Raw genomic sequence first — 25,224 nt, 5'->3', positions numbered from 1 at the left:
GGGTCCTCCGCGGATGATTGTGCCGATACCGACTGACAAAGTCGCTCGAATTCATCGCCGCCGGCCGGTGGCTCAGGTGGCGTCGGGGTCCATCCAGACCAGCTCCCAGTGGTGGCCGTCCGGGTCGAGGAAGCTGCGGCCGTACATGAAGCCCTCGTCGAACGGGTCCTTGGCCTTCTCGCCGCCGGCGGCCAGCGCCCGGTCGGCCAGCTCGTCGACCTCCTCGCGGCTGGCGACGTTCACGGCGAGGATCGCCTGGGTGCCGCCGGTCGAGACGCCGTTGCTGACCGCCTCGGCGAAGTAGTCCTCGACCAGGGCCATCACGTAGATCGTGTCGGAGACGGCGAAGCAGGCGGCCTGCTCGGTGGAGAAGTCCTCCTGGAGCTCGAAGCCGAGCGCCGCGTAGAACCCTGTCGCCCGGGAGAGGTCCTGCGTCCGCACGTTGACGAAGAGCTTGCGGGACATGGTCGCCCACCTTCCTGATCTGTGTCCGCCGGTCAACTGTTTCCGGCCGAGGACAACTGTGTCCTACCGATACTGTTTCCGCAAGACTCTATTTTGATAGAGTTCTCGCCAACGGAAGCGAGGGCACACATGGTGACGGACGAGGACACGACCGCCGACGGCACGATCCAGCTGCTCTGGGGGCTGCGCGAGGGACCCACTCGAGGACCGAAACCGGTGCTCAGCCTCGAGCGCATCGCCCAGGCGGCGGTCGACCTCGCCGACGCCGAAGGGCTCGCGGCGGTCTCCATGCAGCGCGTCGCCGCCGACCTCGACTTCACCAAGATGTCGCTCTACCGCTACGTCACCGGCAAGGACGAGCTGGTCGCGGCCATGATCGACCTCGCCGTCGGCGCGCCGCCCACGCTCGCCGACCTGCCCGGGTCCAGCTGGCGGCCGCGCATCGAGGCGTGGGTGCGGCTGCTCGGTCAGACGTGGGAGGCGCACCCCTGGCTGCCCTGGGTCACCATGGGCGACCGCGTCATGGGCCCCAACGAGACCGGCTGGACGGAGCTGTCGGCGGCCGTGCTCGCCGAGACCGGGCTGACCGTGCCGGAGCGCATGAGCCTCGCCCGCATGCTCGGCGGCCACGTCCGCACCACCATGTCCGTGTCGACCGCCGGCACCCAGCCGTGGGTCAACCGGCACCAGGCGGCGCTGCTGCGCGAGCACGCCGACCGCTACCCGACCCTGCGCGCCATGCTCGACGACGACCCGGCGCCCCCGGACAACGGCCGCGACTTCGGCCTGCGCCTCATCCTCGACGGCGTCGAGCGCCTCATCACCGACCGCAAGACCTGACCGCGCACCACGACCCGCGGAGGGGGCGGTGGAGGCGGAGCCGGCGTCGCGAGCGCGGCATGCCTGCGGAGGTGCCGGTGGATGCGGAGCCGGCGTCAAGAGCGCACGCGGCATGCTTCACCGCCGCGAAGCGGAGCCGGCGCAGCATCCTCCGGCACCTCCGCCCCGCCGCGAAGCGGAGCCGGCGCAGCCTCCAGCGACCCCGCCGCCCCAACGGACCCCGCGCAGCTGACGAGAGTGGCGATTCCCGAGCTCAGCCCCGACACTAGACGCGTGAACGCCGATGTCAGCGCCCCTCACGGCCACGCGCACGACGACATCACCGTCGAACGTGCGCTGGACCGGCTGCGTGCCCGCGGCCACCGCATCACCGGCGCCCGGCACGCGGTCATCGAGGCGTTGGCGACCGTCGACGGCCATCCGAGCGCCGAGCAGCTGTCCGAGCACGTCCGCGAGCTGCACCCGACGGTGCACCGTGCCACGGTCTACCGCACGCTCGAGACGCTGGCCACGCTCGGCGTCGTCACGCAGGTGCACGTCGGCGGGGGCGCCACCACGTACCACCTGGCCGCCGACGCCACGGGGCACGACGACCACCTGCACGCGAGCTGCCGGGTCTGCGGCCGCATCATCGACCTCCCGAGCGACCTGCTCGACCCCATCAAGCGGCGGCTGGCCGTCGAGAGCGACTTCCAGCTCGATCCGCCGCACATCGCGCTGTCCGGCACCTGCCGGCGCTGCCAGTAGTCAGGCGTCCAGCCGCAGCGTCGCCCGGGCCGGCCAGTGGTCCGAGGGCAGCCGGCCGCCCGGCCGCTCGCGTACGACCTCGGCGTCCTCGTACGTCCAGTGCGGGCTGGCCAGGATGTGGTCGATGCGCCGCCGGTCCGATGCGCCGGTGAAGTGGTGCATCGTCCCACCGGTCAGCGGCGCGGGCCGGAGCCCGGCGTCCAGCAGCGGCCGCAGGGCTTCGTCGCGGGGCCCGGCGTTGAAGTCGCCCATGACGACGGCGGGGAGGTCGGGGTCCAGCCAGCCGGCCAGCTGCCGCGTCGACGCGACTCGGTTGGCGGTGTGGCGCTCGTCGAGATGGGTGTTGACGACGCTGAACTCGCGGGCGGTGCGCTGGTCGCGGCAGCGCAGCAGGGTCGCGATGCGCGGGAACGACGCGTCCGGCAGCGCCGTCGCGGGGACGTCGGGGGTGTCGCCGTACCAGCGGGTGCGGTGCTCGAGGACCCGGATGAACCCGCCGCTGACGGCGATGGGGCTCTGCTCGCCGGACCGGCCGCCGCCGCGGCCCTGCGTGAACCACTGCAGGCCGGGCAGTCGCCGGGCGAGGTACGCGCGCTGGAACTCGTAGACCTCCTGCAGCCCCAGCACGTCCGCACCCAGCGCGCCGATGACCGCGGCCGTGGCGCCGCGCCGGAACCACCACGCGTTCCACCCGTCGAGGGCGCGGCCGTTGCGGATGTTGAATGTCGCGACTCGCAGCTGCAGACCGGGCTCCACGGCGGCAGCGTATCGGTCAGCTGACGGCGGCACCGGTGCGTCGCAGCAGCCCGCCGAACCGGACGGCGTTGCGCACGGCCGCGCCGCCGGGGTCGTTGTTGAAGTAGACGTAGACGTCCTCGTCGCCGGACCACGTCCCGCCCAGCCGATCCGCCCAGCTGCGCAACGCCTGCCCGCCGTACGCCGGCCACGGCCGCGCCGCGCCCTCGTGCAGCCGCAGGTAGCCCCAGTCAGCCGTGCGCCAGAGCGGGGTGACCGGCCGGCCCAGGCGGTCGGCCCAGCACAGCGCCGCGCCGTGTCGCTCCAGCATCGCCCGCACCTCGTCGGACCACCACGACTCGTGCCGCGGCTCCACCGCCACCCGCACACCGCGCGGAAACCGCGTCAGGCAGTCGTCCAGCCGGTCCGGCTCGGCCCGCAGGTTCGGCGGCAGTTGCAGCAGGACCGGCCCGAGGCGGTCACCCAGCCCCGCGGCGACGTCGAGCAGCCGGCGTACCGGCTCCTCCGGGTCGCGCAGCCGCCGGATGTGCGTCAGGTACCGGCTCGCCTTCACCGCCATGACGAAACCGACCGGCAGCCGCTCGCGCCACGACTCGAACGTCTCGCGCCGCGGCAGCCGGTAGAACGCGCCGTTGTTCTCGACCGTCGCGAACTCCTCGGCGTACCGCTCGAGCCAGCGCCGTTGCGCCAGCCCGGGCGGATAGAGGACGCCGCGCCAGGAGTCGTACTGCCAGCCCGACGTCCCCACGTGGACGACCATGTCGGTCCAGTGCCCATTCGCGTGCGGTTCGAACGTGCAGCGCCAGATGCACCTGTAATAGGCGCAGTTGCACTCGCAGAGAGCGCAATCGCACTCGATCTGCGACCACGCTTGGAGATGACCATGGACTGGAGTGAGCCTGCCACTGCCGTGATGTCCCACGGCACCGCGGCCGTCATCCGTGCGCTGTCCGGAGCCCGTTCCTTCGGAGTCCGCGAGCTGGCACGTGTCGCCGGGGTGTCGCCCACCCGTGCGCGCCAGGTCGTCCAGGTCGACGCTCACCCGGGATCACATCTCGTACGGCTGAACTTCGACCACGTCGCCGTCCAGCCGACGATCGCCCTGGCCCACCTGCGGACGGAGATCCTGCACCGCCTCGGCGACGAGGTCAACGGTTGGCCGTCACCTGCGGAGCATGTATCGCTGTTCGGATCGGCGGCCCGCGGTGACGGCAACACATACTCCGACATCGATCTCCTGGTGGTTCGATCACCAGGCGACCAAGAGGCATGGGATCACCAGCTGGCGGACTCTGCCGCCACGATCCGACGGTGGACCGGGAACTGGGTCAGTTGGTTCGAGGTCGAGCTCGACGAGTTGCAGCGCATGGCGAATGAGGAGGAGCCGATCGTCGACGAATGGCGCCGCGACGCCATCCTGCTGCGCGGCCGCTCCTGAACTCACTCCTACGGAAACCATCGTGACTCGAAGGGAACGTACCGGCGGCAGGGCACTCGCTTCGGCGCGCACAGCCGTTGCACCGGAGTACCTCCGACTGGCCGAACTCGCCGCATCCGAGCAGCGGCGGCCCGCGAACAACGCTGCCGCGGGGAACGCCGTACTGGCGGCGATCGCAGCCGCAGATGCCATCTGGTCTACGACTCGGTCGATATCACGCGGGCGAAGATCACCGGCCCGCCGCCGCTCTGCTGGAGCGTGTCGAGCCCAACGGGACTGACCTGGCTCGCCACCTCGCGAAGGTCCTTGCCGTCAAGGACCAGGCGCATTATCCGGCGAGGGAGTCGCGGCGACACGAGTGACCAGCGTCCTGCGCAGCGCCGCCAAACTCGTCGGCGAGGCCCAGGCCGTCCTCGACCAGCTTCGTTGATACGCGGGACGCCGACGCTGGGCCGGTCAGCCCGCGTCGACGCCCCGCTGTGGGGCCGCCGGTGTCACACGGCGACGGCCTGGACCGCGGGCATCCCGATCGCCTTCCGGGCCGCGCCGAGGCTGGACGCCAGGGTGAGCACGGCGGCGGTCGAGACGATGCCGACGTAGATGCCGATGGTCGCGTCGGGCAGCAGGTCGCCGGTGCGCGCCAGGCTGTACGGGAACACCGTCACGATGGAGCCGACCGAGCCGAACAGCACGCCGGCCGCCGCGAGCACCGCGCCCTCCATGCCGACCATGCCGAGCACCTGGGGCGGGGTGGAGCCGACCAGCCGCTGCTGTCCGAACTCGCGGCGCCGGTAGGTGGTGGCCGCGACCAGCGTGTTGATCACCAGGATCGCCGCGAACACCGACAGCATGCCGACCACGACGAAGTTCAGCGTCTCGATCGCCTGCGCCTCGTCCGGCGGGATCGAGGTGCCGGCCGCCGGCGGCGCCGAGTTCTCGATGCTCTGCATGTACAGCGTGCCGGTGGCGATGCCGGTGAACAGGATGATCGGCATCAGCGCGCCGGCCATGTGCTGCGTCCGGCGGCGGACGTTCTCGACGGCGAGGTAGCCGCTGGTGCCGCCGAGCAGCCGCATCGGGCCGGCCAGCACCGCCGTCACGGCCCGCACCAGCACCGGCGCGAACAGCGCCAGCCCGATGGAGAACCAGATGGACGCCTGACCGGCGGTCTGCATGGCGTCGATGCCCTTGTCGTCGAAGACCGTGACGGTGATGATCGCGCAGTTCAGGCCGATGGCGAGGAACGCGATGGCGGCGATCGTGCGCTTGCGGGTCATGCGCGCCTGCTCGATCGTCACCGCCGTCATGGCCTCCTTCGCCCGCATGCGGGTCGACCGGCGGGCGGTGATGACGGCGCCGCCGACCGCGGCCAGGAACGTCACGCCGACGCCGATGGACAGCGCCGCCGCGCCGAAGCCGTACGAGATGCCCTCGGCGACCTGGCCGGTGTTCTGCAGGGTGTCCAGCAGCAGCCGGCCGGCGACCATCGCCGGCAGGATCGCCAGCGCCGACGCCGCCACGGCCACGGCCGCGGCCTCGCCGACGATCATCCGGCCGACCTGGAACGGTGTCGCACCGATGCTCTTGAGCAGCGCCATCTCCGAGGCCCGCTGCCGCACCGACAGCGTCATCGTCGAGACCACCGCGAACAGCACGATCACCAGGCCCCAGCCGCCCACGACCAGCGCCATGGTCGTCAGCGTCTCCTCGCTGACGGAGTCGACGCCGGAGCCGGCGGCGGTGTCGAGCAGGGCGGCGAACGACATCACGACGACCGCGCCGAGGAACATCGACAGGAAGCTCGCGACGAATCCGCCGGTGCGGTGCCGCAGCGAGCGGACGGCCAGGCCGAACACGGTCACTCACCCACTGCCGCGCGCAGGTCGGCGGCGTCGCCGAGGTGCGTCATCCGCTCGGCGACGGCCTCCGCCGTCGGACGGTCCAGCGAGCCGGCGATGCGGCCGTCGGCCAGGAAGATCACCGAGTCGGCGTACGACGCGGCGACCGGGTCGTGCGTCACCATGACGACCGTCTGCCCGAACTCGCGGACGGCCTCGGCCAGCAGCGTCAGCACCGTGCGGGCGCTGCGGCTGTCGAGGGCGCCGGTGGGCTCGTCGGCGAAGATCGCGCTGGGGTTCGTGACCAGCGCGCGGGCGATGGCGACGCGCTGCTGCTGGCCGCCGGACAGCTCGGCCGGACGGTGGTTGACGCGCTCGCCCAGCCCGACCCGCTCCAGGATCGCGACCGCGCGCTTGCGGTCGGCCCGCTTGCCGGCCAGCCGCAGCGGCAGCGTCACGTTCTGCAGGACGGTGAGCGTCGGGAGCAGGTTGAACTGCTGGAAGATGAAGCCGATGCGCTGCCGGCGGAACTTCGTCAGCTGGGTCTCGCTGCCACCGGTCAGCTCGGCGCCGTCGATGAACACCCGGCCGTCGGTGGGCTGGTCGAGCCCGGCGGCGCACTGCAGGAATGTGCTCTTGCCCGACCCGGACGGGCCCATGATCGCGGTGAACGTGCCGGCGGCCAGGCTGACGGACACGTCGTCCAGCGCCCGGACCGGGTTGTCGCCGGTGCCGTAGGTCTTGCTGACCTGGACCAGTCGCAGAGCCTCGGCGGCCCTCGTGATGTCCATGCTCTTCTCCGTTCTCGTCAACGTCTACCCAGAAACCTAGAAATCCGCGTCGCCTGGCGCGATGGAGCGAACTCCCCAGCTGAGGTAGGGCTAGCCCCCGGTCTTGACCCGCTGGGTACAGTGACGGCGTGCCAGGTCTCGGACGCGGTCGAGCGCGCTTCGCGCGCGGCCTGGTCATGTCCGCGGCCTGTCTGCTGCTGCCGACGCTGGCCCACGCGGCCGCCGGCGGCGACGTCACCACGCAGCCCGGCTTCGTCGCCGTCGCGGTATTGCTGTGCGTCGCGTGCGTGGCGCTGGCCGACCGCCGCCGCTCGGTGACCGAGATCGCGGCCATGCTGGTGCTCACCCAGCCGGTGCTGCACGTCCTGCTGACGCTCGACGGCCACCACGACGGCGCGTCGTCCGTCGTCCCGTCGGCCGGCATGGCGCTGGCGCACGTGCTGTCTGCCGTCGTGCTGACGATGCTGCTGGCCGGCGCCGAGAACGTCGCGTGGTCGCTGGCCTCGCTGTCCGCGACGGTGCTGCTCACGCGGGTGCGGCGGCTGCTGGCGGCGCCGGTTCCGCCGGTCGCGCGGGTGCGTGCCGACGGCGCCGTCGTCGACGCGGCCGAGCCGCTCACCGTCCTGCTGGTCCGGTCGACACCGTGGAGAGGCCCGCCGGCACTGCCGGCTCTGGGCTGAACGACCGCTGTCGACGGGGACGCGGCGCCGCGATGGGCGTCGTGTGCTCCCGCGCATCTCCACGACCGAGACAAAGGACGCATTTCATGATCACACGTACCCTCGCCCGGGCGGCCCTCGCCGCCGGTGGCGCCGTCGCACTGGGGGTGGTGGTCGCGGCCGGCGCCGCGGCACACGTCACCATCCGGCCGGACGTCGACACCGCCGGCTCCTACGCCAAGATCACCGTCCGGGTGCCGAACGAGTCGGACACCGCCGGCACGGTGCAGGTCCGGCTCGACCTCCCCGCCGACACCCCGATCCCGTCGGTGCGCGTGCAGCCGCACGCCGGCTGGACCGCCGAGCTCACCACCACGCAGTTCCCTGAGCCGGTGCAGGTCGGCGACCGCACGCTCGAGGAGGCGGTCACGGCCGTCACCTGGACCGCCGACCCCGGCGTCCGCATCGGCCCGGGCGAGTTCGACGAGTTCGCGATCTCCGTCGGCCCGCTCCCCGAGGCCGGCACCTACTTCCTCCCCGCCACCCAGGCCTACGACGACGGCGAGGTCGTCGCGTGGGCCGAGGAGACCGTCGAGGGCAAGGAGGAGCCGGAGCGCCCGGCGCCGTCGCTGGAGGTCGTCGAGGCGACCGGCGACGACGGCCACGGCGGCGCGCCGGCGGCCGAGAACGTGTCCGACGAGGGCGACGACTCCGCGCCCGCGACGGCAGGGTCCGCCGACAGCACCGACGACCTCGCGCGCGGGGTCGGTATCGGCGGCCTCGTCGTCGGGGCGGCCGGGCTGGGCATCGGCGCGGCGGCTCTGAGGCGGCGCCGTGCGTAGCCTCCGCCGCCTGATCGGGGTGGCGGCGCTGGCCGCCGCCCCGGTCGCCGGGCTCGCCCTCTACGCCGCGCCCGCCGCCGTCGCGCACGACCAGCTGGTCTCCAGCACGCCGGCCGACGGCGCCACGGTCGACGCGCCGCTCACCGCGGTCGAGCTGATGTTCAGCAACGCCATCTCCACCGAGTTCGCCCAGGTCGCGGTCACCGACGCCGACGGCGCCGAGTACCAGGACGGCGACCCCGAAGTCGTCGGCGACACCCTGACGCAGGCCGTCCGCGAGCTGCCGGACGGCGCGTACACGATCGCGTGGCGCGTGGTCTCGTCCGACGGGCACCCGATCAGCGGCACGATCGCCTTCACCGTTGCCGGCGCCGGCCCGGCGGTACCGGCCGAGACTCCGTCCGGGGCCGCGTCGTCGCCGTCCTCGCCGCCGTCGTCGCAGGAGGAGCCGTCGGCGCCGCCGTCCGACGAGACCACACCGGCGGCCGGGTCGTCGTCCTCCGACGACGAGGGGCTGGGCTCGACGGCGACCGTTCTGCTCATCGCCGGTGGCGCGCTGGTCGTCGCCGTCCTCGCGTTCGTGGCGGCCGGTGGCCGGCGGCGCTCGGCACCGGAGGACACTGACAGCTGATGAACACCACGACTCCGGCCGCCGACGTCGTCCCGCCCACCCGCCAATGGGGGGTGGCGGCGGCCGGGATCGCCCTGGTCACGCTGATCATCGCGCTGCTGCTCGGCGGCGGCGACGCCACCGCCGGCATCCCCGGCCTGGGCGATCCCGGCGAGGTCACCAAGTGGGGGCTGCCGATCGCCCGGGCCATCCTCGACGGCGCCGGCGCGGTCACCGTCGGGCTGCTCGGCCTGGCGGTCGTGCTGCCGATCCGCAAGGGCCAGCTCGGCGGCGAGGCGCTGCACGCGCTGCGGGCGGCGTCGCTGTCGGCGCTCGTGCTGGCCGTCGCCGCCGCCGTCGTCCATCTGCTGACGCTGTCCGACCTGGTCGGGCGGCCGCTCCCGGACGCGCTGGCCGGCGACTCGTTCGTCTCGTACACGTCGACGGTCGAGCAGGGCCGGGCGTACGCGGCGATGGTCGTACTGGCGCTGGCGATCATCCCGGCCGCCCGGCTGACGCTGGGCCACGGCGGCGCCATCGCGCTGCTCTGCCTCGGCATCGCGACGCTGGTCCCGCTCAGCCTCATCGGTCACTCGTCGTCCGGCGACTACCACCACTCCGCGCGGGTGTCGCTGCTCGTCCACCTCATCGGGATGGCGCTGTGGGTCGGCGGGCTGGTCGCGCTGTCGTGGTACGCGGGACGGCGGGGGAAGGAGCTGCCACGCGTGGCGCGCGCCTTCTCCGCCGTCGCGCTGGGCTGCTTCGTCATGGTCGCGGCCAGTGGCGTGCTGAACGCGTGGGTGCGGCTGGAGTCGCTGGCCGAGGTGTTCACGTCCGCGTACGGGCTGATCCTGCTCGGGAAGGTGCTCGCGCTGCTCGCGCTGGGCTGGCTCGGCTGGCGGCACCGCAGCCGCACCCTGCCGCAGCTGGCGTCGGGCCGTCCGTGCGCGTTCCGCCGGCTCGCCGTCGGCGAGGTCATCATCATGGCCGTGGCGCTCGGTCTCGCCGTCGCGCTCAGCCGCACCGAGCCGCCCGGCCCCGAGATCCCCGAAGTGCGCACCGTCGTCCGCACGCTCATCGGGTTCCCGATCCCGCCCGAGATCAGCCCGGGCCGGCTGCTGACCGAGTACTACCCGGACGCGATGTTCGCGCTCGGCGTCCTCGCCGCCCTCCTGCTCTACCTCGGGGGCGTGTGGCGCCTCCGCCGCCGCGGCGACACCTGGCCCGTCGGGCGGACCCTCGCCTGGCTGACCGGCCTCGCCACCGTCGCCGTCGTCGGGCTGAGCGGGCTGCAGACCTACGGCATGGTCATGCTGTCGGTGCACATGGTGCAGCACATGATCCTCATGATGGTGAGCCCCATCCTGTTGGTCCTCGGCGGCCCCATCACGCTGGCGCTGCGCGCGCTCAAGCCGGCCCGGCGCGGTCAGTTCGGCCCGCGCGAGGCCATCACCGCCGCCGTCAACAGCCCGGTCGCCCAGGTGCTGACCCACCCGCTGGTCGCGCTCGCGCTGTTCGTGTCCGGCTCGTTCACCGTGTACTTCACCGGCCTGTTCGAGACGGCCATGCGCTCGCACACCGGCCACATGCTGATGAGCGCCCACTTCCTCGTCGTCGGGTACCTGTTCTACGAGATGCTCATCGGCATCGACCCGCTGCCCAAGCGCCCGCCCTTCCCCGCCCGCGTCGTCCTGCAGCTGCTGGCCATGTCCTTCCACGCCGTGTTCGGCCTCGCCCTCATGGAGTCGTCGCGCCTCATCGCCGGCGACTACTACCGCGAGATCGCGACGGAGATCCCCTGGCTGCCCGCGCCGCTGGACGACCAGATCCTCGCCGGGCAGATCACGTGGGGCTTCGGCGAGCTGCCCGGCCTGATCGTCATCGGCGCCCTGTTCGTCCAGTGGTACCGCTCCGACGAACGCGAGGCGCGCCGCTTCGACCGCCGCGAAGGCGAGGACGAGGCCGAGCGCGAGGCCTACAACGCCTACCTCGCCCAGCTCGACGAGCGGTCCAAACGCGAACAGACCTGACACCCGGCGGGCACGATTTCGCCCGCGCGTCGGCGTCGGCTAAACTCGTCCCGCCAACGCAAGGACAGGTAGCTCAGTTGGAAGAGCGTCCGCCTGAAAAGCGGAAGGTCGGCGGATCGAACCCGCCCCTGTCCACCCCTTCACCAGCACGTTCACCGGGTCTCGATGCCGACGGCTAGGCCCGGTTGGCCCTGCGCCTGATCACAGCGATGATCGCTGTGGCGACGAACAGGACGACCCCGATCACGCCGAGCCAGAAGATGCCTTCGACCGCGAACCCGACGATCGAGAGAACCAGCCAGACGGCGAGCAGCACGACCACGAGTGTCAACATCCACCAAGACTACGCCGCTGGTCGAGGCGGCAAATCCCGGTCGATGGCAGTGCCGGGGTAGACTGACGTGACGGCGTTGGACATGGAGACGCTGGTAGCTTCTGCCGCGCCGGTACGAGGTACGTCGGTCGTAGAGGCCGGAGACGGGCGTGGTCATGCGACTGCCCAACACAGAACTAGATGATTCCGCTGTCAGAGCGGTGTTCAGCCCAATCGTTCGCGGTGACGTCAGAGCCGTCGACGGCGCGTGGTGGCCCCGATCGCGCGATCTGGCCGCCGAGTTGCCGGCGTTGCTGGCCGTGCTGTGGCGGCGCGACCTCAGGGTGGCCCGGGTCGCGTATCACCGGGACTCATGGGACAGCGACGTCAGTAGGCTGCCCGTGGCCGGCAGGATCGTCCGGCTGGGCTGGTTCCGCACCATCGACCCCCACCTGGTGAGCCTCACCGGTCTCGACATCCAGGACCGGCAGGACCTCCTCGTCGTGCCGCCGACGACCGACCTTCAGCATGCGGCACGGGTCTTCGACTGGATCCAGGACGGCCACCACCACCATCGCAGCGCCAGCACGATCCTGACCGCCGCCGAGGCGAGCCTGCAGGCCACCGCGCAGGGCTCGGCTCCGGTCACTGCGCGCCTCGACCTGGCCGAGGCCGCCTGGGAGTCCGAGGGCGGGTCGCCCCGCCGTACGCTCCTGAACACCGGGAGATCCGCATGAGTGAGACATCGCCGGGCTCGACGGCCGCGACGGGTACTGAGGCCGTGCCGCGGCGGGTGCGGTACGTGAGCACGTACACCGAGCTGGCCCAGCAGGTACGGGCCGCTGGGCTGCTTCGCCGCCGCTACGGCTACTACTGGTCCAGGATCATCATCACGGTCGCGGTCCTCGCCGGTATCTGGGTGGGCTTCGCGTTCCTCGGCGACACGTGGTTCCAGCTGCTCCTCGCCGCCGGATTGGGCGTCGTGTTCACCCAGCTCACCTTCCTGGGACACGACAGCGCACACCGGCAGATCTTCCGGTCCCATCACTGGAACGACTGGACCTCCCGGGTGCTGGCAGGGGTGTTCGTCGGGCTCAGCCACGGCTGGTGGATGGGCAAGCACAGCCGCCACCACGCCAACCCCAACAAGGAGGGATCGGACCCCGACATCGGGCCCAGCGCTTTCGCCTTCACCCCGGCCATCGCCGCGAATCGGCGCGGCCTGGCGGCTCGCCTCACCCGCTGGCAGGGCTACTTCTTCCCCCTTGCGCTGTTCATGGGCCTCGCCCTGCACATCGCCAGCTTTCAGCGGCTGCTGCATCAGCGACAGCTCAAGCACCGCTGGTGGGAAGTCGCGTTCATCGCCGGACGCTTCGGCGGGTACGTCACCGTGCTGCTGCTGGTACTGCCGCCGGGCAAGGCCGCCGCGTTCTTCGGTGTCCAGATGGCCCTGTTCGGCCTCCTGCTCGGCGGCGCCTTCGCGCCGAACCACCTCGGCATGCCGATCGTCCCGCCCGACCTGAAGATCGACTTCCTGCGTCGGCAGGTCCTGATGTCACGCAACATCAGCGGGGGCAGGCTCACCACCTTCGCGATGGGCGGGCTCAACTACCAGATCGAACACCATCTGTTCCCGAGCATGCCCCGCCCCAACCTCCGCCGGGCCCGAGCCCTCGTCCGGGACCACTGCGCCAAGCACGATGTCCGCTACACCGAAACCAGCTTCGTCGGCGCCTACCGCGTGATCGTCCGCTACCTCAACACCGTCGAACACGCCACGACAGACCCGTTCCGCTGCCCGCTCGCCACCCGACTCCGTACCTGACCACCACTGCCGTGAAACGAAGATGACCCCGCGCCCGCCGGCCGGGAGGGACCGACGGGCGCGGGGCCAGCTCAGGGCCACGCTGTTCTGGGAAGACGACCGCAGCCGACGCCTCCAGGCCTGCGGCCGGCGTCGCCGCACCAACGACCGTCAGGGCGGGTGGCCCCGACACCGCCGATGATGCTCTTCCGCATGCTCAACCCCGCATAGTCACAGAAGCGACACAATGCCGACGTCGCGCGTGACCATACCGCACCCGAGCGGCACCGAAACCGGCTCAGCGGAGGAACGCCGCCCAGTGAGCCGCGACGTACGCGTCGGTCCGCTACTCGATGCCAGCCCGGGTAGGGGTCACACGTCGTCGCGCACGCCTCGTGGACGAGCGCCGCCCAGCCTCGAGCGCGTGGGTGCCACCGGAGCAGCGGAGTAGCAATCGAAGCCGCCGCTCGCGACCTCCGTGCGCAGCAGGTCGAGCGCGAACACCGTCTGCTGTTCGGGCGTCATCTCATGACCTCATCATGCTGGTCGGGTCGGACACCACCAGCGGCGCTTGACTTCGAGTGCGCTCGAAACCGTAGCGTCCTGAGATGCGCTATCGACCCCTCGGCGGCACCGGCATCCACGTCAGCCCGTACTGCCTCGGCACCATGATGTTCGGCGCGGCCGGCAACCCCGACCACGACGACAGTGCCCGCATCATCCACGCCGCGCTGGACCGCGGGATCAACGTCGTCGACACGGCGGACATGTACTCGGCGGGCGAGTCCGAGGAGATCGTCGGGAAGGCGCTGCAGGGCCGGCGCGACGACGTCGTGCTGGCGACGAAGGTGCCCTTCTCTTCGAGTGACAGGCCGCTGACCGAGGGGCCGAACCGGAGCGGCTCCTCGCGGTGCACAGGCCCGACCCCACGACCGACGTCGAGGAGACGGTGTCGGCGCTGAGCGACCTCGTCCACCAGGGCAAGATCCGCGCGTTCGGCCACTCCACCTTCCCGGCCGAGGAGATCGTCGAGGCGCAGCACGTGTCCGAGCGGCGCGGGCTGCTGCGCTTCCGCACCGAACAGCCGCCGTACTCGCTGCTGGCCCGCGGCATCGAGACGTCGGTGCTGCCGACCTGCCGGCGCTACGGCCTGGGCATCCTGACGTGGAGCCCGCTCGCCTCCGGCTTCCTGTCCGGCCACCACCGCGAGGGCCGCCCGATCGACCTGACGACGGGACGGGCGCGGCTGACGCCAGGGCGGTTCGACCCGGCGCTGCCGGTGAACGCGGCCAAGCTCGAGCTGGTCGAGCGGCTGATCGAGGTGGCCGACGACGCGGGGTGCACGCTGCCGCAACTGGCCGTCGCGTTCACGCTGGCGCACCCGGCGGTCACGTCGACGATCATCGGGCCGCGGACGATGGAGCAGCTGGAGTCGCTGCTCGACGGCGCCGAGGTCGCCCTGGACGACGCGACACTGGACCGCATCGACGCGATCGTGCCGCCCGGCAGCAACGTCTACCACCCTGACGGCGCGTGGACACCGGTGTCGTTGTCCGATCCGGCGCTCCGGCGGCGCCCATTGGGTGAGCGCAGCGCCGTCGGATAAGGCTGTGTCATCGCGACGGCATCGACGCGCCGCTCGCGTCACAAGAATGGTCGTACATTCTGGCCGAATGGCCGATGAGAAAGAAGATGTGCGAGAAAAGAAAGCAACCGTTGAAAGTAGCGGACACGGGCGGCCGGTTGCCCACCGCCCGTGTCGACGCCTGGCGGCTGGTGCGATGCGACAGCGCAGCCATACCCCACCCGGGGCTGACTCCGTCGCGCTCGCGACGCCGACCCGATCTCGTGTGATCCTGCACCACAGGTCACACGACTTCTAGTTACGCGTTCCCGCGCAGCCCCCGCCGCAGGCCTGGCCCGCCGCCTACGGGCCCAGCCTTGACTTCCCCGTTACCGCCCCCGCTCGGCAAGGTCGAGCGTATGGTGGGACGATTCTCACCCCTTAGAGCTCGCCGACCTCGACGCGCTCCACTGCGGACCCTTGCCCGTTGAGCAGCGCACGCACCTCGGACTCGCGGTACCGCCGGTGGCCACCGAGCGTCCGGATCGACGTGAGCTTGCCGGCCTTGGCCCACCGGGTCACCGTCTTCGGATCCACCCGGAACATGGCCGCCACCTCGGCAGGAGTGAGGAGGGGCTCGGCGTCTTGTGTCCTGGTCGCCATCGTCACCTCCTTAGATCCCATAGCGGGAGGTTTCCCGCCACACCGGATATTCCACCTTGTCGACCCCCTCGAACGACACCGACCGTACGGCTCGACCCAAGCCAGCCATTCGGATGATGTCCACCCAGGGTGTCTCTAGCCTACGTAAGGTTCACGTAAGCCGCGAACCGGCCCAACTCGTGCGGGACCGGTCTACCCGGCATCGGAGATCGTCCGCGTGCCGGCACCACCCACCTCGGCTTCTCGTCGCGTTCGTCCACCCTTGACTGCGAGACACAGCAGTGCCCCACATGCCACGGCGGCGACCGGAACGATCAGCGTCGGCTTCATTGCATCAACATAGCCCTGTATGAACACATCGTGTGCCATTTCGGCGATCTTTCCCGCGACTTCTTGAGAAACTCCCGGTGGAAGTGCCATGTCAATTCCGCCTTCCGCGCCGCTGACCTGCAGACCTCCCTCAGCGGCCCCCGCGAAACCGTCGATGAACGGTTGCCGGGCGTCCGGCGGCAAAGCCGTTGCGGCCGCAACGGCTTCGGAATGCAGGCGGCTCGCGAGCAGCCCTTGCAGCACCGCTCCGACGACCGCACTGCCCACCACCTGACCCAGCTGACGGTTCGTGTTCAGCACTCCGGACGCCGCGCCGGCCACCCGTCCGGGCACGTCGCGCATCGCCACGGTGTTCATGGGGGCGAAGATGCACCCCAGCCCCAGCCCCGCCACCAGCAGCGACGGCAGGAAGTGCCACCACTGCGCGGTGTCGGTGGCGACCACGGCGAAGGACAGCACGCCGCCGCCATAGAGCAAGAGGCCCGCGATCAGGATGAACTTGCCGCCGACGCGGTCGGAGAACCGGCCCGCGAACGGCGCCACGAACATCGAGACGACGGACATCGGCGCGAGCGTCAGGCCGGCCTCCAGCGCGGTGTGCCCGAGCACCGTCTGCAGATAGATGGTGATCGGCAGGAACGTCCCCACCATCCCGATGGCGACCAGCCCCGCCACGCCGTTCATCACCGAGTAGTTGCGGTCGTGGAACAGGCCGAACGGGATCAGCGGCTCGCGGTCCTGACGCAGCGCCTGCAGCACGAGGAACACGGCCAGCAGGACGGAGCCGGCCACCAGCAGCGCCGGGATCGAGACGAACTCCCACACCTGCCCCCACCCGAACCGCTCGCCCTCGACCAGCCCGAAGGTCAGCAGCACGAGCGCCGCGCTGGCCAGCAGCACGCCGGGGACGTCCAGCCGGTGCCGTTCGCGCCGGGCCGACTCCGGGATGATCGACCACGCCATGGCCAGCACGAGGACGCCCACCGGCACGTTGACGAAGAAGATCCACCGCCAGTCGAACACCGTCACCAGCAGCCCGCCCAGCGTCGGCCCGGCGACGGTGGCGACACCGGCCACAGCGCCCCAGATGCCGAACGCCGTCCCGCGTTTCTCCGGCGGGAAGGTCGTGATGAGCAGCGCGGACGTCTGTGGCATCAGGATCGCGGCGCCGATGCCCTGCACGACGCGGCAGGCGATCAGCATGACGGGGCCCTGCGACAGCCCGCAGGCCAGCGACGCCAGAGTGAACACCGCGACGCCGATGATGAACATGGTGCGCTGGCCGCGCAGGTCGCCGAGCCGGCCGGCCGTGATGACCAGCACCGCCAGCATGATCACGTAGGCGTTGATCACCCACAGGATCTCGTCCAGCGACGCGCCGAGCTCGGTCATCATGCTGGGGATGGCGATGTTGACGATCGTCACGTCGAGCAACGTCATGAAGAAGCCCAGACACAAGGTGAGCAGGATCGCCCACGGGTTCCCGTGCCATCGCCGCACCGTGCTACCTCCTCGGAACCGCCGGTCGTCCTAGAGTGAGCTTGACACCAGCCCGCACACCCCGCGGGCTCTGACGTGAAAGGGTCACCACCATGACCAAGGCGTCGCCGCTGGTGTTCGGTCGACACACCGGACACGAGCAGGTCGTTTTCTGCCACGATGCCGGAAGCGGCCTACGAGCCATCATCGCGCTCCACTCCACCGCCCTCGGACCCGCCCTCGGCGGTACCCGCTTCTACCCGTATGAATCCGAGGACGCCGCACTCGAGGACGTCCTGCACCTCTCCCGCGGCATGACCTACAAGAACGCCCTCGCCGGTCTCGACCACGGCGGCGGCAAGGCGGTCATCATCGGCGACCCCGAGCTGGACAAGTCCGAGACGCAACTGCGCGCCTACGGCCGGTTCGTCGAGTCCCTCGGCGGCCGCTACATCACCGCGTGCGACGTCGGCACCTACGTCGCCGACATGGACGTCGTCGCCCGCGAGAGCCGATGGGTCACCGGCCGCTCGCCGGCCGAGGGCGGCGCCGGCGATTCCAGCGTGCTCACCGCGTTCGGCGTGTTCCAGGGCATGCGCGCGGCCGCCGAGCGGCTGTGGGGTGGCACCAGCCTGGCCGGACGGCGGGTCGGCATCGCCGGCGTCGGCAAGGTCGGCTCCAAGCTGACCGGCCTGCTGCTCGACGAAGGCGCCTCCGTCGTCGTCACCGACGTGTCCGAGCACGCGCTCGACCAGCTGCGCGCCGCGCACCCGCAGGTCGACGTCGTCGACGACACCACCGCGCTGCTGGGCGCCGGCATCGACGTGTACGCGCCGTGCGCGCTGGGCGGCGCCCTCGACGACCACACCATGACGTTGCTCACCGAGGGCAAGGTGGCCGCGGTCTGCGGCGGGGCGAACAACCAGCTCGCCCATGCCGGCATCGAGAAGAGCCTCGACGACGCCGGCATCCTCTACGCGCCCGACTACGTCGTGAACTCCGGCGGAGTCATCCAGGTCGCCGATGAGCTGCACGGATTCTCGTTCGATCGGGCCAAGACGAAGGCCACGAAGATCTTCGACACCACGCGCGAGATCTTCCAGCTGGCCGCCGACGACGGCGTCCCTCCGGCCGTCGCCGCCGACCGTCTGGCCGAGCGCCGAATCGCCGCCGTCAGCCGATTGCGCGACGTCTACCTGGGCCGATGACGCACGGCGGCTCGCTAGTTGGTACCGGATGAGGCGGAACAGCCTCGGACCCTGTACCGTTATCCCTACGAGCAGATGTCATTCGAACGGAAACGAGGGCGTCCAGTGAGCTGGTCGCCCCGGTTTGTGCGAGGGGGTCGACCCTATGGGGCGCGGCCGGGCCAAGGCCAAGCAGACAAAGGTCGCCCGTCGGTTGAAGTACCAGACTCTGGACACCGACTTCGGCGCTTTGCAGCGTGAGTTGGGCACCGACGGCGATGGCGATAGTCACACGGACCTCGACGAGGTGAACGACGGCGAGGAGTACGACGAGTACTCGCGCTACCTCGACGACGATGACGACGAACCCCGTCGTCACGCGGGTTGACCCGGGCCGTCAGCGAAAGATCGTCGGGCGGTCTGCCGTCCTCGGCTCGCCGAGGCCAGCAGACCGCCTGAGCCGCTCGATCAGCCGCCGTAGGCGCCGTGCAGCGTCGCCGATCCGTCGCCGCCGACCACCTCGCCGGCGATCCACGCCGCCACCCCTCGGTCCGTCAGCAGCCGTACCGCCGCGTCGGCCGCATCGGCCGCCACTACGGCGACCATGCCGACGCCCATGTTGAGGGTCTTCTCCAGCTCCGGCTCCGACACCTCGCCGACGGCTCCCACCAGCCCGAACACCGGCTGCGGCGTCCAGGTGGCGCGGTCCAGCCGGGCCGTGACGGTGCCCGGCAGCACGCGAGCCAGGTTGGCGGCCAGCCCGCCGCCGGTGACGTGCGACATCGCGTGCACCTCGACGGCGGCCGCCAGCGCCAGGCAGTCCTGCGCGTAGATGCGGGTCGGCTCGAGCAGTTCCTCGCCCAGCGTGCGGCCCAGCTCCGGCACGTCGCGCTCCAGCGCCCAGCCCGCCCGCTCGAGCAGGACGTGCCGCACCAGCGAGTAGCCGTTGGAGTGCAGCCCCGACGACGCCATGGCGACGACGACGTCACCGGCGCGCACCCGCTCGGCGCCGAGCAGCGCGTCGGCCTCCACGACGCCCGTGACGGCGCCGGCGACGTCGTACTCGTCCGGACCCAGCAGGCCCGGGTGTTCGGCCGTCTCGCCGCCGCTGAGCGCGCAGCCGGCCATGACGCAGGCCTGGGCGATGCCCTTGACGATGGCGGCGGTGCGCTCCGGGACCACGCGGCCGCAGGCGATGTAGTCGGTCATGAACAGCGGCTCGGCGCCGCAGACGACGATGTCGTCGACGACCATGCCCACGAGGTCGAAGCCGATGGTGTCGTGGACGTCCATGCGCTGCGCCACCGCGACCTTCGTGCCGACGCCGTCGGTGCTGGTGGCCAGCAGCGGCCGCCGGTACGCCTTGAGCGCGCTGGCGTCGAACAGGCCGGCGAAGCCGCCGAGCCCGCCGACGACCTCGGGGCGGCGGGTCTTGGCGACCCACTCCTTCATCAACTCGACGGCGCGGTCGCCGGCCTCGATGTCGACCCCGGCGCTGGCATAGGTGGCACCCGAGGGCGCGTTCTCACTGCTCGACACGGACAGAAGCGTATCCGGTAGGGTCGAGTCCAGCGTCCGGGCCGTGTGGCGGCCCGGCCCGGCAGGAGAGGAGGTCGCGATGCACCGCCATGGTTTCCGCGCCGCTCTCCAGGGTGAGGGCGGCTGACTCTCCGAGGAGAGACATGCACCTCAGCATCACCCGGCCCAGCACATCCGACGAGGCACTCGCGCTGCTGTGCGGCGCCCGGTCCGAGCTGGGCACGTACATTGCCGACCGCGTCGTCACCGAGGCGCATCTGGTCACGGCGTTCGCCGCCCGCAAGCGCCGTCCCGAGTGGGTCTGGGCCGCCGTCCGCGACGACCGCGTCGTCGGGCGGGCGGCCGGCTACGGCGGGGCCGACAACGAGCAGCCGTGGATCGTCGACCTGTTCGAGCTCGGCGCCGAGCCCGACCGCGTCGAGATCATGACGGCGCTGCTGCGGCGGGCCGCCGACGACCTGCACGCCGGCGGGCTCGAGCAGGTCGAGCTGAACCTGCACCCGCCGGCCGACTGGCGCGAGAACCCGCCACCCGCGCTGACCGGCCTCATGACGGCGGCGGAAGCGGCCGGGTTCGAGCTGCTGGTGACGCGCCGGGGGTTCCGCTGGACGCCGGCCGCCGGCGTCCCGGCCGTCCGTGACGGCCGTGACGGGCTGCGGTTCGAGCCGGTCAGCGGGCCCGGCGACCCCGCACTGGCCGACGCGTACCGGCGCACGTTCGAGGGCAGCCTCGACGCGCACACGCAGCGGTCGTTGCGCACCCGCGACGCCGCCGAGCTGGCCGCCGAGGAACTGGCCGACATGGTGAACTACGCCGGCCCGTCCGACGGCTGGCGGCTCGCCTACGACGGCGACGGCGCGCTGGCCGGGCTGGTCACCGGCAACAGCGGCGCCCGCGTCGTCACCGGCTACGTCGGCGTGGTGCCGGAACAGCGCGGCCGCGGGTACGCCCGCGAGCTGCTGGCCTGGATGACGCGCTGGCAGGCCGAGCACGGCGCCGACCTGGTCTTCGGCGAGACCGACGACGCGAACGTCCCCATGGGGAGGGCTTTCGAGGCCGTCGGGTTCGTCCAGGACAGCGCGCGCATCGATCTGGTGTCCGGCTGACATGACCGGCGATGGCTGGCGGTTCGGTGGCGCCGTGGCACCACCAAACCGCCAGCCATCCCGCGTGCAGGTGCTAGAACGGGCCGATGCGACCCGAACCCGGCCAGGTGCTGCATTTCTCCGAGGACCCCGGCATCACCCGGTTCGTCCCCCATGTCGCGGCGACCGCCAGACAGCCAGAGGCCTACGTCTGGGCGGTCGACGCGCAACGGTCCCCCGACTACTGGTTCCCACGGCAGTGCCCGCGGGCCCTGGCCTGGGTCACGCCGGCCACCACGCAGGCCGACCGCGACCGGATCATCGGCGCCGGTAGCGGTGATCGCGTGCACGCCATCGAGTACCGCTGGCTGGAATCGATGCGCACGGTGCGGCTGTTCGCCTACCGGCTTCCGGCGACGGTGTTCCGGCCGTTCGGCTCGCCCGAGCCGCACGCCTGCGTGGCCACCGAGCCGGTCGAACCGCTGGGTCCGGCCGAGCCCGTCGGAGACCTGCTCCGGCTGCACGAGGAGGCCGGAATCCAATTGCGGGTCCTGACCGCCCTCGGCCCGTTCTGGGACGCGGTCGTCAACAGCTCGGTCGGATTCAGCGGGATCCGGCTGCGCAACGCGGCAGCGTGACGCCACCGAACGACGACCAGCCGTGCCGAGCACGCGTCAGGTGGTGCCCTCGTTGCCGTAGACGGTGACGTGGACGTGGTCGTAGTGGTTCGCGGTCGCGTCGCCGCGGTCCTCCATCCAGCGCCAGCCCTCCGAGGAGCGCTCGACGGTCCAGATGCGCTGCTCCCAGATGACCTCGCTGACGCCCAGCTCGCGGTAGTTCTCGCGGACGTAGGCCGCGATGTCGTCGCCGACGGAGCCGCTGATCATGATGTCCAGGGCGCGGCCGCTGCCGTGCTCGCCGCCGTCGCCGGAGCGGAGGCCGCCGTACGACGTCACCTGCGGGAAGACCGCGCAGACAGCCCGGTGCACCCGGATGGCGTCCTGGGTGAGGCCGTCCTCGACGCCGGAGCCGGACTCGCACTCGGCGGCGGAGATGCCGCCGGACGGCTCCTCGGCGGGCGGCTCCTGGGCCAGGTACTCGGTGGCCACCCAGTACGGCTCGCCGTCGAGCAGGATCTGCGACCAGGTGCCCTCGGTGGCGCCGGTGATGTCGACCTCGGCGCCGGATCCGAGCACCGTGACGACCTCGGCCTCGAGGTCGGGGCTGGTGCGCACGTTCAGGCCGGCCGTCACGAACAGCTGCCCGGCCACCGTCGGCTCCGGTGTGGGAGTCGGAGTCGGGGTCGGGGTGGGCGTGGGAGTCGGCGTCGGTGTGGGGGTCGGCGTCGGCGTGGGCGTGGGCGTCGCGGTGGGCGTCGGCGCCGCGTTCGGTGTCACCGACGGCAGCTCCGGACGGTCCTGGCCGCGGCTCGCGGACTCCTCGCGCTCCGGGAGGTCCATCGACGCGGTGGCGTTGTCGCCGACGGCGGCGTCGTCGGGCCAGAGCGTGACTCCGGCGACGGCGGCACCGGCCAGCACCACCGGCGCGGCCAGCAGGGCGACCCGGCGCCGAGTGAGTGCGGGCAGACGGGTGAGCGCCGCCAGCTTGGCCCGTCGATGACGAGACCGACCATGACGCGGCTGCGACACTACTTCTCTCCCATACTCAGCTCGATACCATTTCGTGACCGAGGAGCAGGCAACCACATTTCGGGCGTTTTGTCACAACCCCGCCTCACGGACGCCGCAACGCATCGGCGGCACCACCGGCGCTGAGCAGGGAGTTCAGGCCGTCGGCGGGATCGCCGAGTGACGCGGCTCGCGCCAGGCCGTCGCGGTCGGGTGTCTCGCAGCCGGGGATGGGGTCCTGCTCCAGGAGGTCCTTCCCGGCGCGGGCCGGCGGCTCGATCGGGTAGACGCCGTCGAAGCAGGCGCGGCAGAGGTCGTTCTTCGGCACGGTGGACGCCTCGATGAGCGCGTCGAGCGACACATAGCCGAGCGAGTCGGCGCCGATGGACCGGCAGATCTCGTCGGTGGACAGGCCGGTGGCGATCAGCTCGGCCCGGGACGCGAAGTCGATGCCGTAGAAGCAGGGCCAGCTGACCGGCGGGCTGGAGATGCGCACGTGCACCTCGGCGGCGCCGGCCTCGCGCAGCATGCGCACCAGCGCCCGCTGGGTGTTGCCGCGCACGATGGAGTCGTCGACGACGACCAGCCGCTTGCCGGCCACGATCTCGCGCAGCGGGTTCAGCTTGAGCCGGATGCCCAGCTGGCGCAGCGTCTGCGACGGCTGGATGAAGGTGCGGCCGACGTAGGCGTTCTTGACCAGCCCCATGCCGTACGGGATGCCGGACGCCTCGGCATAGCCGACGGCGGCCGGGGTGCCGGACTCGGGCACCGGGATGACGAGGTCGGCGTCGACCGGGTGCTCGCCGGCCAGCCGCCGGCCCACCTCGACGCGGGTCTCGTGCACCGAGCGGCCGGAGATGTGGGTGTCGGGCCGGGCGAGGTAGACGAACTCGAACAGGCAGCCCTTCGGCTCGGCCGCCGCGAAGCGGTGCGAGCGCAGGCCGTCGGCGTCGATGGCCACCAGCTCGCCGGGCTCGACCTCGCGGATGAACGAGGCGCCGACGATGTCGAGCGCGGCGGTCTCGCTGGCCACGACCCAGCCGCGCTCCAGCCGGCCCAGGACGAGCGGACGGACGCCCTGCGGGTCGCGCGCGGCGTAGAGCGTGTTCTCGTCGGAGAACACCAGCGAGAACGCTCCGCGCGCCTGCGCCAGCACCTCGCCGGCGCACTCCTCGAGCGTGCGGTCGGCGTACGAGCCCATGAGCGCGGTGATCAGCGCGGTGTCGGTGGTGTTGCCGTAGCGCAGCTCGCCGCTGGCGGCGCCCACCCGCTCGTGCACGAGCTCGAGCAGCTCGGCGGTGTTGGTGAGGTTGCCGTTGTGGGCGAGCGCGACGGTGCCGGCCGGCGTGGCGCCGAGGGTCGGCTGCGCGTTCTGCCAGTGGCTGCCGCCGGTGGTGGAGTAACGGGTGTGCCCGACGGCGACGTGGCCGACCAGGGTGTTCAGCGTGGACTCGTCGAAGACCTGGCTGACCAGGCCCATGTCCTTGTAGACGAGGATCTGCTCGCCGTTGCCGACCGCGATGCCGGCCGACTCCTGACCCCGGTGCTGCAACGCGTACAGCGCGAAGTAGGTGAGCTTGGCGACCTCTTCGTCGGGTGCCCACACCCCGAAGATGCCGCAGGCGTCCTGCGGTCCCTTCTCCTGTGGGTTGATGTCGTGTGTGAGTCGTCCATCGCCCCGGGCCACGGCACCCAGTGTACGGAGCGCGACCCGGATTGCGAGCCGAGGGAAGAACACCGGGGCGCGAGGTGGTTGCCTAAGAACATGAGCCCCACGACGGTATTGATCACCGGCGCCACCGATGGCCTGGGCCGATGGCTCGCGCTGCGGCTGGCGGCGTCGGGCGTCGGCGTCGTCCTGCACGGCCGGAATCCGGCGCGTCTGGACGAGACTGCCCGCGAGATCCGGGCCGAGGGCGGACGCGAGCCCGTCGGCGTCGTACGGGCCGACCTCGCCGACCTTCGCCAGGTCGACCGGCTGGCCGACGAGGTGCTCGACCGCTTCCCGGGCCTGGACGTGCTGGTCAACAACGCCGCGGTCGGGTTCGGCGAGCCTGGCGGCGGGCGCGAGCTGAGCCCCGACGGCGTCGAGCTGCGGTTCGCGGTCAACTACCTGGCCGGCTACCACCTGACCCGCCGGCTGCTGCCGGCGCTGGTGGCTGCGGCGCCCGCGCGCATCGTCAACGTCGCCTCGATCGGCCAGGCGCCCATCGACTTCGCCGACCCCATGCTCGACCACGGCTACGACGGCTACCGCGCGTACCGGCAGAGCAAGCTCGCGCAGATCATGTTCACCCTCGACCTCGCCGACGAGCTGAACGGCACCGGCGTCACGGCGAACACCCTGCACCCGGCCACGCTGATGGCGACGTCGATGGTGCGCGAGGCCGAGCTGACGCCACTGAGCACGCTGCACGACGGCGGCGAGGCGACGCTGCGGCTGATCGCCGACCCGGAGCTGGCCGACATCAGCGGCGTCTACTTCGACCAGACCATGGCGGCGGCGCCGCACGCGCAAGCGCTCGACCCCGACGCCCGGCGGCGGCTACGCGAACTGTCGGAGCTGCTGGTCGCCCAGGCGCTGGCCCGGCCCAGCTGACCGCCCGGCGACGCGGA

The 25,224-nt window shown here is 71.5% G+C and carries 26 protein-coding genes, 1 tRNA gene and 1 pseudogene; 16 read left to right on the top strand and 12 right to left on the bottom strand.

What is annotated here, in order from left to right:
- Positions 1-72: 72 nt before the first annotated feature.
- Positions 73-465 carry a VOC family protein gene (locus tag BLU82_RS32285; RefSeq protein WP_092624892.1) on the bottom strand — a complete coding sequence of 131 codons (393 nt, stop codon included), beginning with the start codon at positions 463-465 and terminating at the stop codon, positions 73-75.
- 129 nt (positions 466-594) lie between these two features.
- On the opposite strand from BLU82_RS32285, the gene BLU82_RS32280 reads away from it, so the two are divergent.
- Both BLU82_RS32280 and BLU82_RS32275 read left to right on the top strand, forming a co-directional pair.
- The gene (locus BLU82_RS32280; RefSeq protein ID WP_092624891.1) at positions 595-1,305 is read left to right on the top strand and encodes a TetR/AcrR family transcriptional regulator; all 711 of its coding nucleotides are present in this window, start codon (positions 595-597) and stop codon (positions 1,303-1,305) included.
- Between the two features lie 273 nt (positions 1,306-1,578).
- Positions 1,579-2,052: a Fur family transcriptional regulator gene (locus BLU82_RS32275; RefSeq protein ID WP_197682613.1), complete on the top strand. Its 474-nt coding sequence runs from the start codon at positions 1,579-1,581 to the stop codon at positions 2,050-2,052.
- On the opposite strand, the gene BLU82_RS32270 is transcribed toward BLU82_RS32275, so the two are convergent.
- Together BLU82_RS32270 and BLU82_RS32265 are read right to left on the bottom strand one after the other, a co-directional pair.
- Positions 2,053-2,808, bottom strand: a complete 756-nt coding sequence (locus tag BLU82_RS32270; protein ID WP_157741403.1) for an endonuclease/exonuclease/phosphatase family protein — start codon at positions 2,806-2,808, stop codon at positions 2,053-2,055. It lies immediately after the preceding gene.
- 16 nt (positions 2,809-2,824) lie between these two features.
- Entirely contained in the window at positions 2,825-3,568 is a 744-nt protein-coding gene (locus BLU82_RS32265) for a DUF72 domain-containing protein (RefSeq protein WP_092624888.1), read from the bottom strand.
- Here BLU82_RS32265 and BLU82_RS32260 point away from each other — a divergent pair.
- Positions 3,557-4,246, top strand: a complete 690-nt coding sequence (locus BLU82_RS32260; RefSeq protein ID WP_157741402.1) for a nucleotidyltransferase domain-containing protein — start codon at positions 3,557-3,559, stop codon at positions 4,244-4,246. The genes BLU82_RS32265 and BLU82_RS32260 overlap by 12 nt on opposite strands.
- A 494-nt stretch (positions 4,247-4,740) precedes the next feature.
- On the opposite strand, the gene BLU82_RS32255 is transcribed toward BLU82_RS32260, so the two are convergent.
- Both BLU82_RS32255 and BLU82_RS32250 read right to left on the bottom strand, forming a co-directional pair.
- Complete coding sequence (locus BLU82_RS32255) at positions 4,741-6,108, bottom strand: FtsX-like permease family protein (RefSeq protein WP_197682612.1); 1,368 nt, start codon at positions 6,106-6,108, stop codon at positions 4,741-4,743.
- Positions 6,105-6,875: an ABC transporter ATP-binding protein gene (locus BLU82_RS32250; RefSeq protein ID WP_092624886.1), complete on the bottom strand. Its 771-nt coding sequence runs from the start codon at positions 6,873-6,875 to the stop codon at positions 6,105-6,107. The genes BLU82_RS32255 and BLU82_RS32250 overlap by 4 nt, the downstream gene beginning before the upstream one ends.
- A gap of 128 nt (positions 6,876-7,003) precedes the next feature.
- Here BLU82_RS32250 and BLU82_RS32245 point away from each other — a divergent pair, with 128 nt between their 5' ends.
- From BLU82_RS32245 to BLU82_RS32225, 5 genes are all read left to right on the top strand, one after another.
- A complete protein-coding gene (locus BLU82_RS32245) occupies positions 7,004-7,555 on the top strand; it encodes a hypothetical protein (RefSeq protein WP_157741401.1) in 552 nt (183 codons plus the stop codon).
- Positions 7,556-7,641: 86 nt separating this feature from the next.
- Positions 7,642-8,376: a YcnI family protein gene (locus BLU82_RS32240; RefSeq protein WP_092624884.1), complete on the top strand. Its 735-nt coding sequence runs from the start codon at positions 7,642-7,644 to the stop codon at positions 8,374-8,376.
- On the top strand, positions 8,369-9,007 hold the full coding sequence (locus BLU82_RS32235) for a copper resistance CopC family protein (RefSeq protein ID WP_092624883.1): 639 nt from the start codon (positions 8,369-8,371) through the stop codon (positions 9,005-9,007). Before BLU82_RS32240 ends, BLU82_RS32235 begins: the two co-directional genes overlap by 8 nt.
- Positions 9,007-11,016 (top strand): cytochrome c oxidase assembly protein, encoded by a 2,010-nt coding sequence (locus tag BLU82_RS32230; RefSeq protein ID WP_092624882.1) that lies wholly within the window; start codon positions 9,007-9,009, stop codon positions 11,014-11,016. The genes BLU82_RS32235 and BLU82_RS32230 overlap by 1 nt, the downstream gene beginning before the upstream one ends.
- 62 nt (positions 11,017-11,078) lie before the next feature.
- Positions 11,079-11,151 (top strand) — tRNA-Phe (locus BLU82_RS32225).
- 40 nt (positions 11,152-11,191) lie between these two features.
- Here BLU82_RS32225 and BLU82_RS34895 read toward each other — a convergent pair.
- Entirely contained in the window at positions 11,192-11,350 is a 159-nt protein-coding gene (locus BLU82_RS34895) for a hypothetical protein (RefSeq protein ID WP_172885749.1), read from the bottom strand.
- 155 nt (positions 11,351-11,505) lie between these two features.
- On the opposite strand from BLU82_RS34895, the gene BLU82_RS32220 reads away from it, so the two are divergent.
- Together BLU82_RS32220 and BLU82_RS32215 are read left to right on the top strand one after the other, a co-directional pair.
- The gene (locus BLU82_RS32220) at positions 11,506-12,066 is read left to right on the top strand and encodes a DUF5994 family protein (RefSeq protein ID WP_231947862.1); all 561 of its coding nucleotides are present in this window, start codon (positions 11,506-11,508) and stop codon (positions 12,064-12,066) included.
- Positions 12,063-13,154 (top strand): acyl-CoA desaturase, encoded by a 1,092-nt coding sequence (locus BLU82_RS32215; RefSeq protein WP_092624880.1) that lies wholly within the window; start codon positions 12,063-12,065, stop codon positions 13,152-13,154. Before BLU82_RS32220 ends, BLU82_RS32215 begins: the two co-directional genes overlap by 4 nt.
- Positions 13,155-13,505: 351 nt before the next feature.
- On the opposite strand, the gene BLU82_RS34595 is transcribed toward BLU82_RS32215, so the two are convergent.
- The gene (locus BLU82_RS34595; RefSeq protein WP_157741399.1) at positions 13,506-13,658 is read right to left on the bottom strand and encodes a hypothetical protein; all 153 of its coding nucleotides are present in this window, start codon (positions 13,656-13,658) and stop codon (positions 13,506-13,508) included.
- Between the two features lie 83 nt (positions 13,659-13,741).
- Between BLU82_RS34595 and BLU82_RS32210 the strand changes: the two are divergent.
- Positions 13,742-14,739, top strand: a pseudogene (locus BLU82_RS32210) (aldo/keto reductase).
- 399 nt (positions 14,740-15,138) lie between these two features.
- Here BLU82_RS32210 and BLU82_RS32205 read toward each other — a convergent pair.
- The gene (locus BLU82_RS32205) at positions 15,139-15,360 is read right to left on the bottom strand and encodes a BldC family transcriptional regulator (RefSeq protein WP_026874431.1); all 222 of its coding nucleotides are present in this window, start codon (positions 15,358-15,360) and stop codon (positions 15,139-15,141) included.
- A gap of 192 nt (positions 15,361-15,552) precedes the next feature.
- Entirely contained in the window at positions 15,553-17,190 is a 1,638-nt protein-coding gene (locus tag BLU82_RS32200; RefSeq protein ID WP_092624879.1) for a DHA2 family efflux MFS transporter permease subunit, read from the bottom strand.
- Positions 17,191-17,282: 92 nt separating this feature from the next.
- Here BLU82_RS32200 and BLU82_RS32195 point away from each other — a divergent pair, with 92 nt between their 5' ends.
- Together BLU82_RS32195 and BLU82_RS32190 are read left to right on the top strand one after the other, a co-directional pair.
- A complete protein-coding gene (locus BLU82_RS32195) occupies positions 17,283-18,377 on the top strand; it encodes a Glu/Leu/Phe/Val dehydrogenase dimerization domain-containing protein (RefSeq protein ID WP_092624878.1) in 1,095 nt (364 codons plus the stop codon).
- Between the two features lie 145 nt (positions 18,378-18,522).
- Positions 18,523-18,744, top strand: a complete 222-nt coding sequence (locus tag BLU82_RS32190; protein WP_092624877.1) for a DUF3073 domain-containing protein — start codon at positions 18,523-18,525, stop codon at positions 18,742-18,744.
- A gap of 80 nt (positions 18,745-18,824) precedes the next feature.
- Here the strand turns inward: BLU82_RS32190 and purM are convergent, their stop codons facing one another.
- Positions 18,825-19,895 carry a phosphoribosylformylglycinamidine cyclo-ligase gene (gene purM / locus BLU82_RS32185; protein ID WP_197682610.1) on the bottom strand — a complete coding sequence of 357 codons (1,071 nt, stop codon included), beginning with the start codon at positions 19,893-19,895 and terminating at the stop codon, positions 18,825-18,827.
- 143 nt (positions 19,896-20,038) lie between these two features.
- On the opposite strand from purM, the gene BLU82_RS32180 reads away from it, so the two are divergent.
- Both BLU82_RS32180 and BLU82_RS32175 read left to right on the top strand, forming a co-directional pair.
- Positions 20,039-21,001 (top strand): GNAT family N-acetyltransferase, encoded by a 963-nt coding sequence (locus tag BLU82_RS32180; RefSeq protein WP_092624875.1) that lies wholly within the window; start codon positions 20,039-20,041, stop codon positions 20,999-21,001.
- A gap of 86 nt (positions 21,002-21,087) precedes the next feature.
- Entirely contained in the window at positions 21,088-21,618 is a 531-nt protein-coding gene (locus BLU82_RS32175; protein ID WP_092624874.1) for a DUF6886 family protein, read from the top strand.
- A 36-nt stretch (positions 21,619-21,654) separates the two neighbouring features.
- Here the strand turns inward: BLU82_RS32175 and BLU82_RS32170 are convergent, their stop codons facing one another.
- Together BLU82_RS32170 and purF are read right to left on the bottom strand one after the other, a co-directional pair.
- Positions 21,655-22,629, bottom strand: coding sequence for an SH3 domain-containing protein (locus BLU82_RS32170; protein WP_197682609.1), 975 nt, complete (start codon positions 22,627-22,629; stop codon positions 21,655-21,657).
- An 85-nt stretch (positions 22,630-22,714) separates the two neighbouring features.
- A complete protein-coding gene (gene purF, locus BLU82_RS32165) occupies positions 22,715-24,295 on the bottom strand; it encodes an amidophosphoribosyltransferase (RefSeq protein WP_092624873.1) in 1,581 nt (526 codons plus the stop codon).
- Positions 24,296-24,373: 78 nt separating this feature from the next.
- On the opposite strand from purF, the gene BLU82_RS32160 reads away from it, so the two are divergent.
- The gene (locus BLU82_RS32160) at positions 24,374-25,207 is read left to right on the top strand and encodes an SDR family NAD(P)-dependent oxidoreductase (protein ID WP_092624872.1); all 834 of its coding nucleotides are present in this window, start codon (positions 24,374-24,376) and stop codon (positions 25,205-25,207) included.
- The last annotated feature ends 17 nt before the right edge of the window (positions 25,208-25,224 follow it).

Source organism: Jiangella sp. DSM 45060 (genome assembly GCF_900105175.1).
GTDB lineage: Bacteria > Actinomycetota > Actinomycetes > Jiangellales > Jiangellaceae > Jiangella.
This window is presented reverse-complemented; position numbering and strand designations above follow the sequence as displayed.

Coding starts and splice junctions, on each gene's coding strand:
- BLU82_RS32285 (WP_092624892.1), bottom strand. CDS start 465: ATGTCCCGCAAGCTCTTCGTCAACGTGCGGACGCAGGACCTCTCCCGG.
- BLU82_RS32280 (WP_092624891.1), top strand. CDS start 595: ATGGTGACGGACGAGGACACGACCGCCGACGGCACGATCCAGCTGCTC.
- BLU82_RS32265 (WP_092624888.1), bottom strand. CDS start 3,568: ATGGTCGTCCACGTGGGGACGTCGGGCTGGCAGTACGACTCCTGGCGC.
- BLU82_RS32250 (WP_092624886.1), bottom strand. CDS start 6,875: ATGGACATCACGAGGGCCGCCGAGGCTCTGCGACTGGTCCAGGTCAGC.
- BLU82_RS32240 (WP_092624884.1), top strand. CDS start 7,642: ATGATCACACGTACCCTCGCCCGGGCGGCCCTCGCCGCCGGTGGCGCC.
- BLU82_RS32230 (WP_092624882.1), top strand. CDS start 9,007: ATGAACACCACGACTCCGGCCGCCGACGTCGTCCCGCCCACCCGCCAA.
- BLU82_RS34895 (WP_172885749.1), bottom strand. CDS start 11,350: ATGTTGACACTCGTGGTCGTGCTGCTCGCCGTCTGGCTGGTTCTCTCG.
- BLU82_RS32220 (WP_231947862.1), top strand. CDS start 11,506: ATGCGACTGCCCAACACAGAACTAGATGATTCCGCTGTCAGAGCGGTG.
- BLU82_RS32215 (WP_092624880.1), top strand. CDS start 12,063: ATGAGTGAGACATCGCCGGGCTCGACGGCCGCGACGGGTACTGAGGCC.
- BLU82_RS34595 (WP_157741399.1), bottom strand. CDS start 13,658: ATGACGCCCGAACAGCAGACGGTGTTCGCGCTCGACCTGCTGCGCACG.
- BLU82_RS32205 (WP_026874431.1), bottom strand. CDS start 15,360: ATGGCGACCAGGACACAAGACGCCGAGCCCCTCCTCACTCCTGCCGAG.
- BLU82_RS32195 (WP_092624878.1), top strand. CDS start 17,283: ATGACCAAGGCGTCGCCGCTGGTGTTCGGTCGACACACCGGACACGAG.
- BLU82_RS32190 (WP_092624877.1), top strand. CDS start 18,523: ATGGGGCGCGGCCGGGCCAAGGCCAAGCAGACAAAGGTCGCCCGTCGG.
- BLU82_RS32180 (WP_092624875.1), top strand. CDS start 20,039: ATGCACCTCAGCATCACCCGGCCCAGCACATCCGACGAGGCACTCGCG.
- BLU82_RS32175 (WP_092624874.1), top strand. CDS start 21,088: ATGCGACCCGAACCCGGCCAGGTGCTGCATTTCTCCGAGGACCCCGGC.
- BLU82_RS32160 (WP_092624872.1), top strand. CDS start 24,374: ATGAGCCCCACGACGGTATTGATCACCGGCGCCACCGATGGCCTGGGC.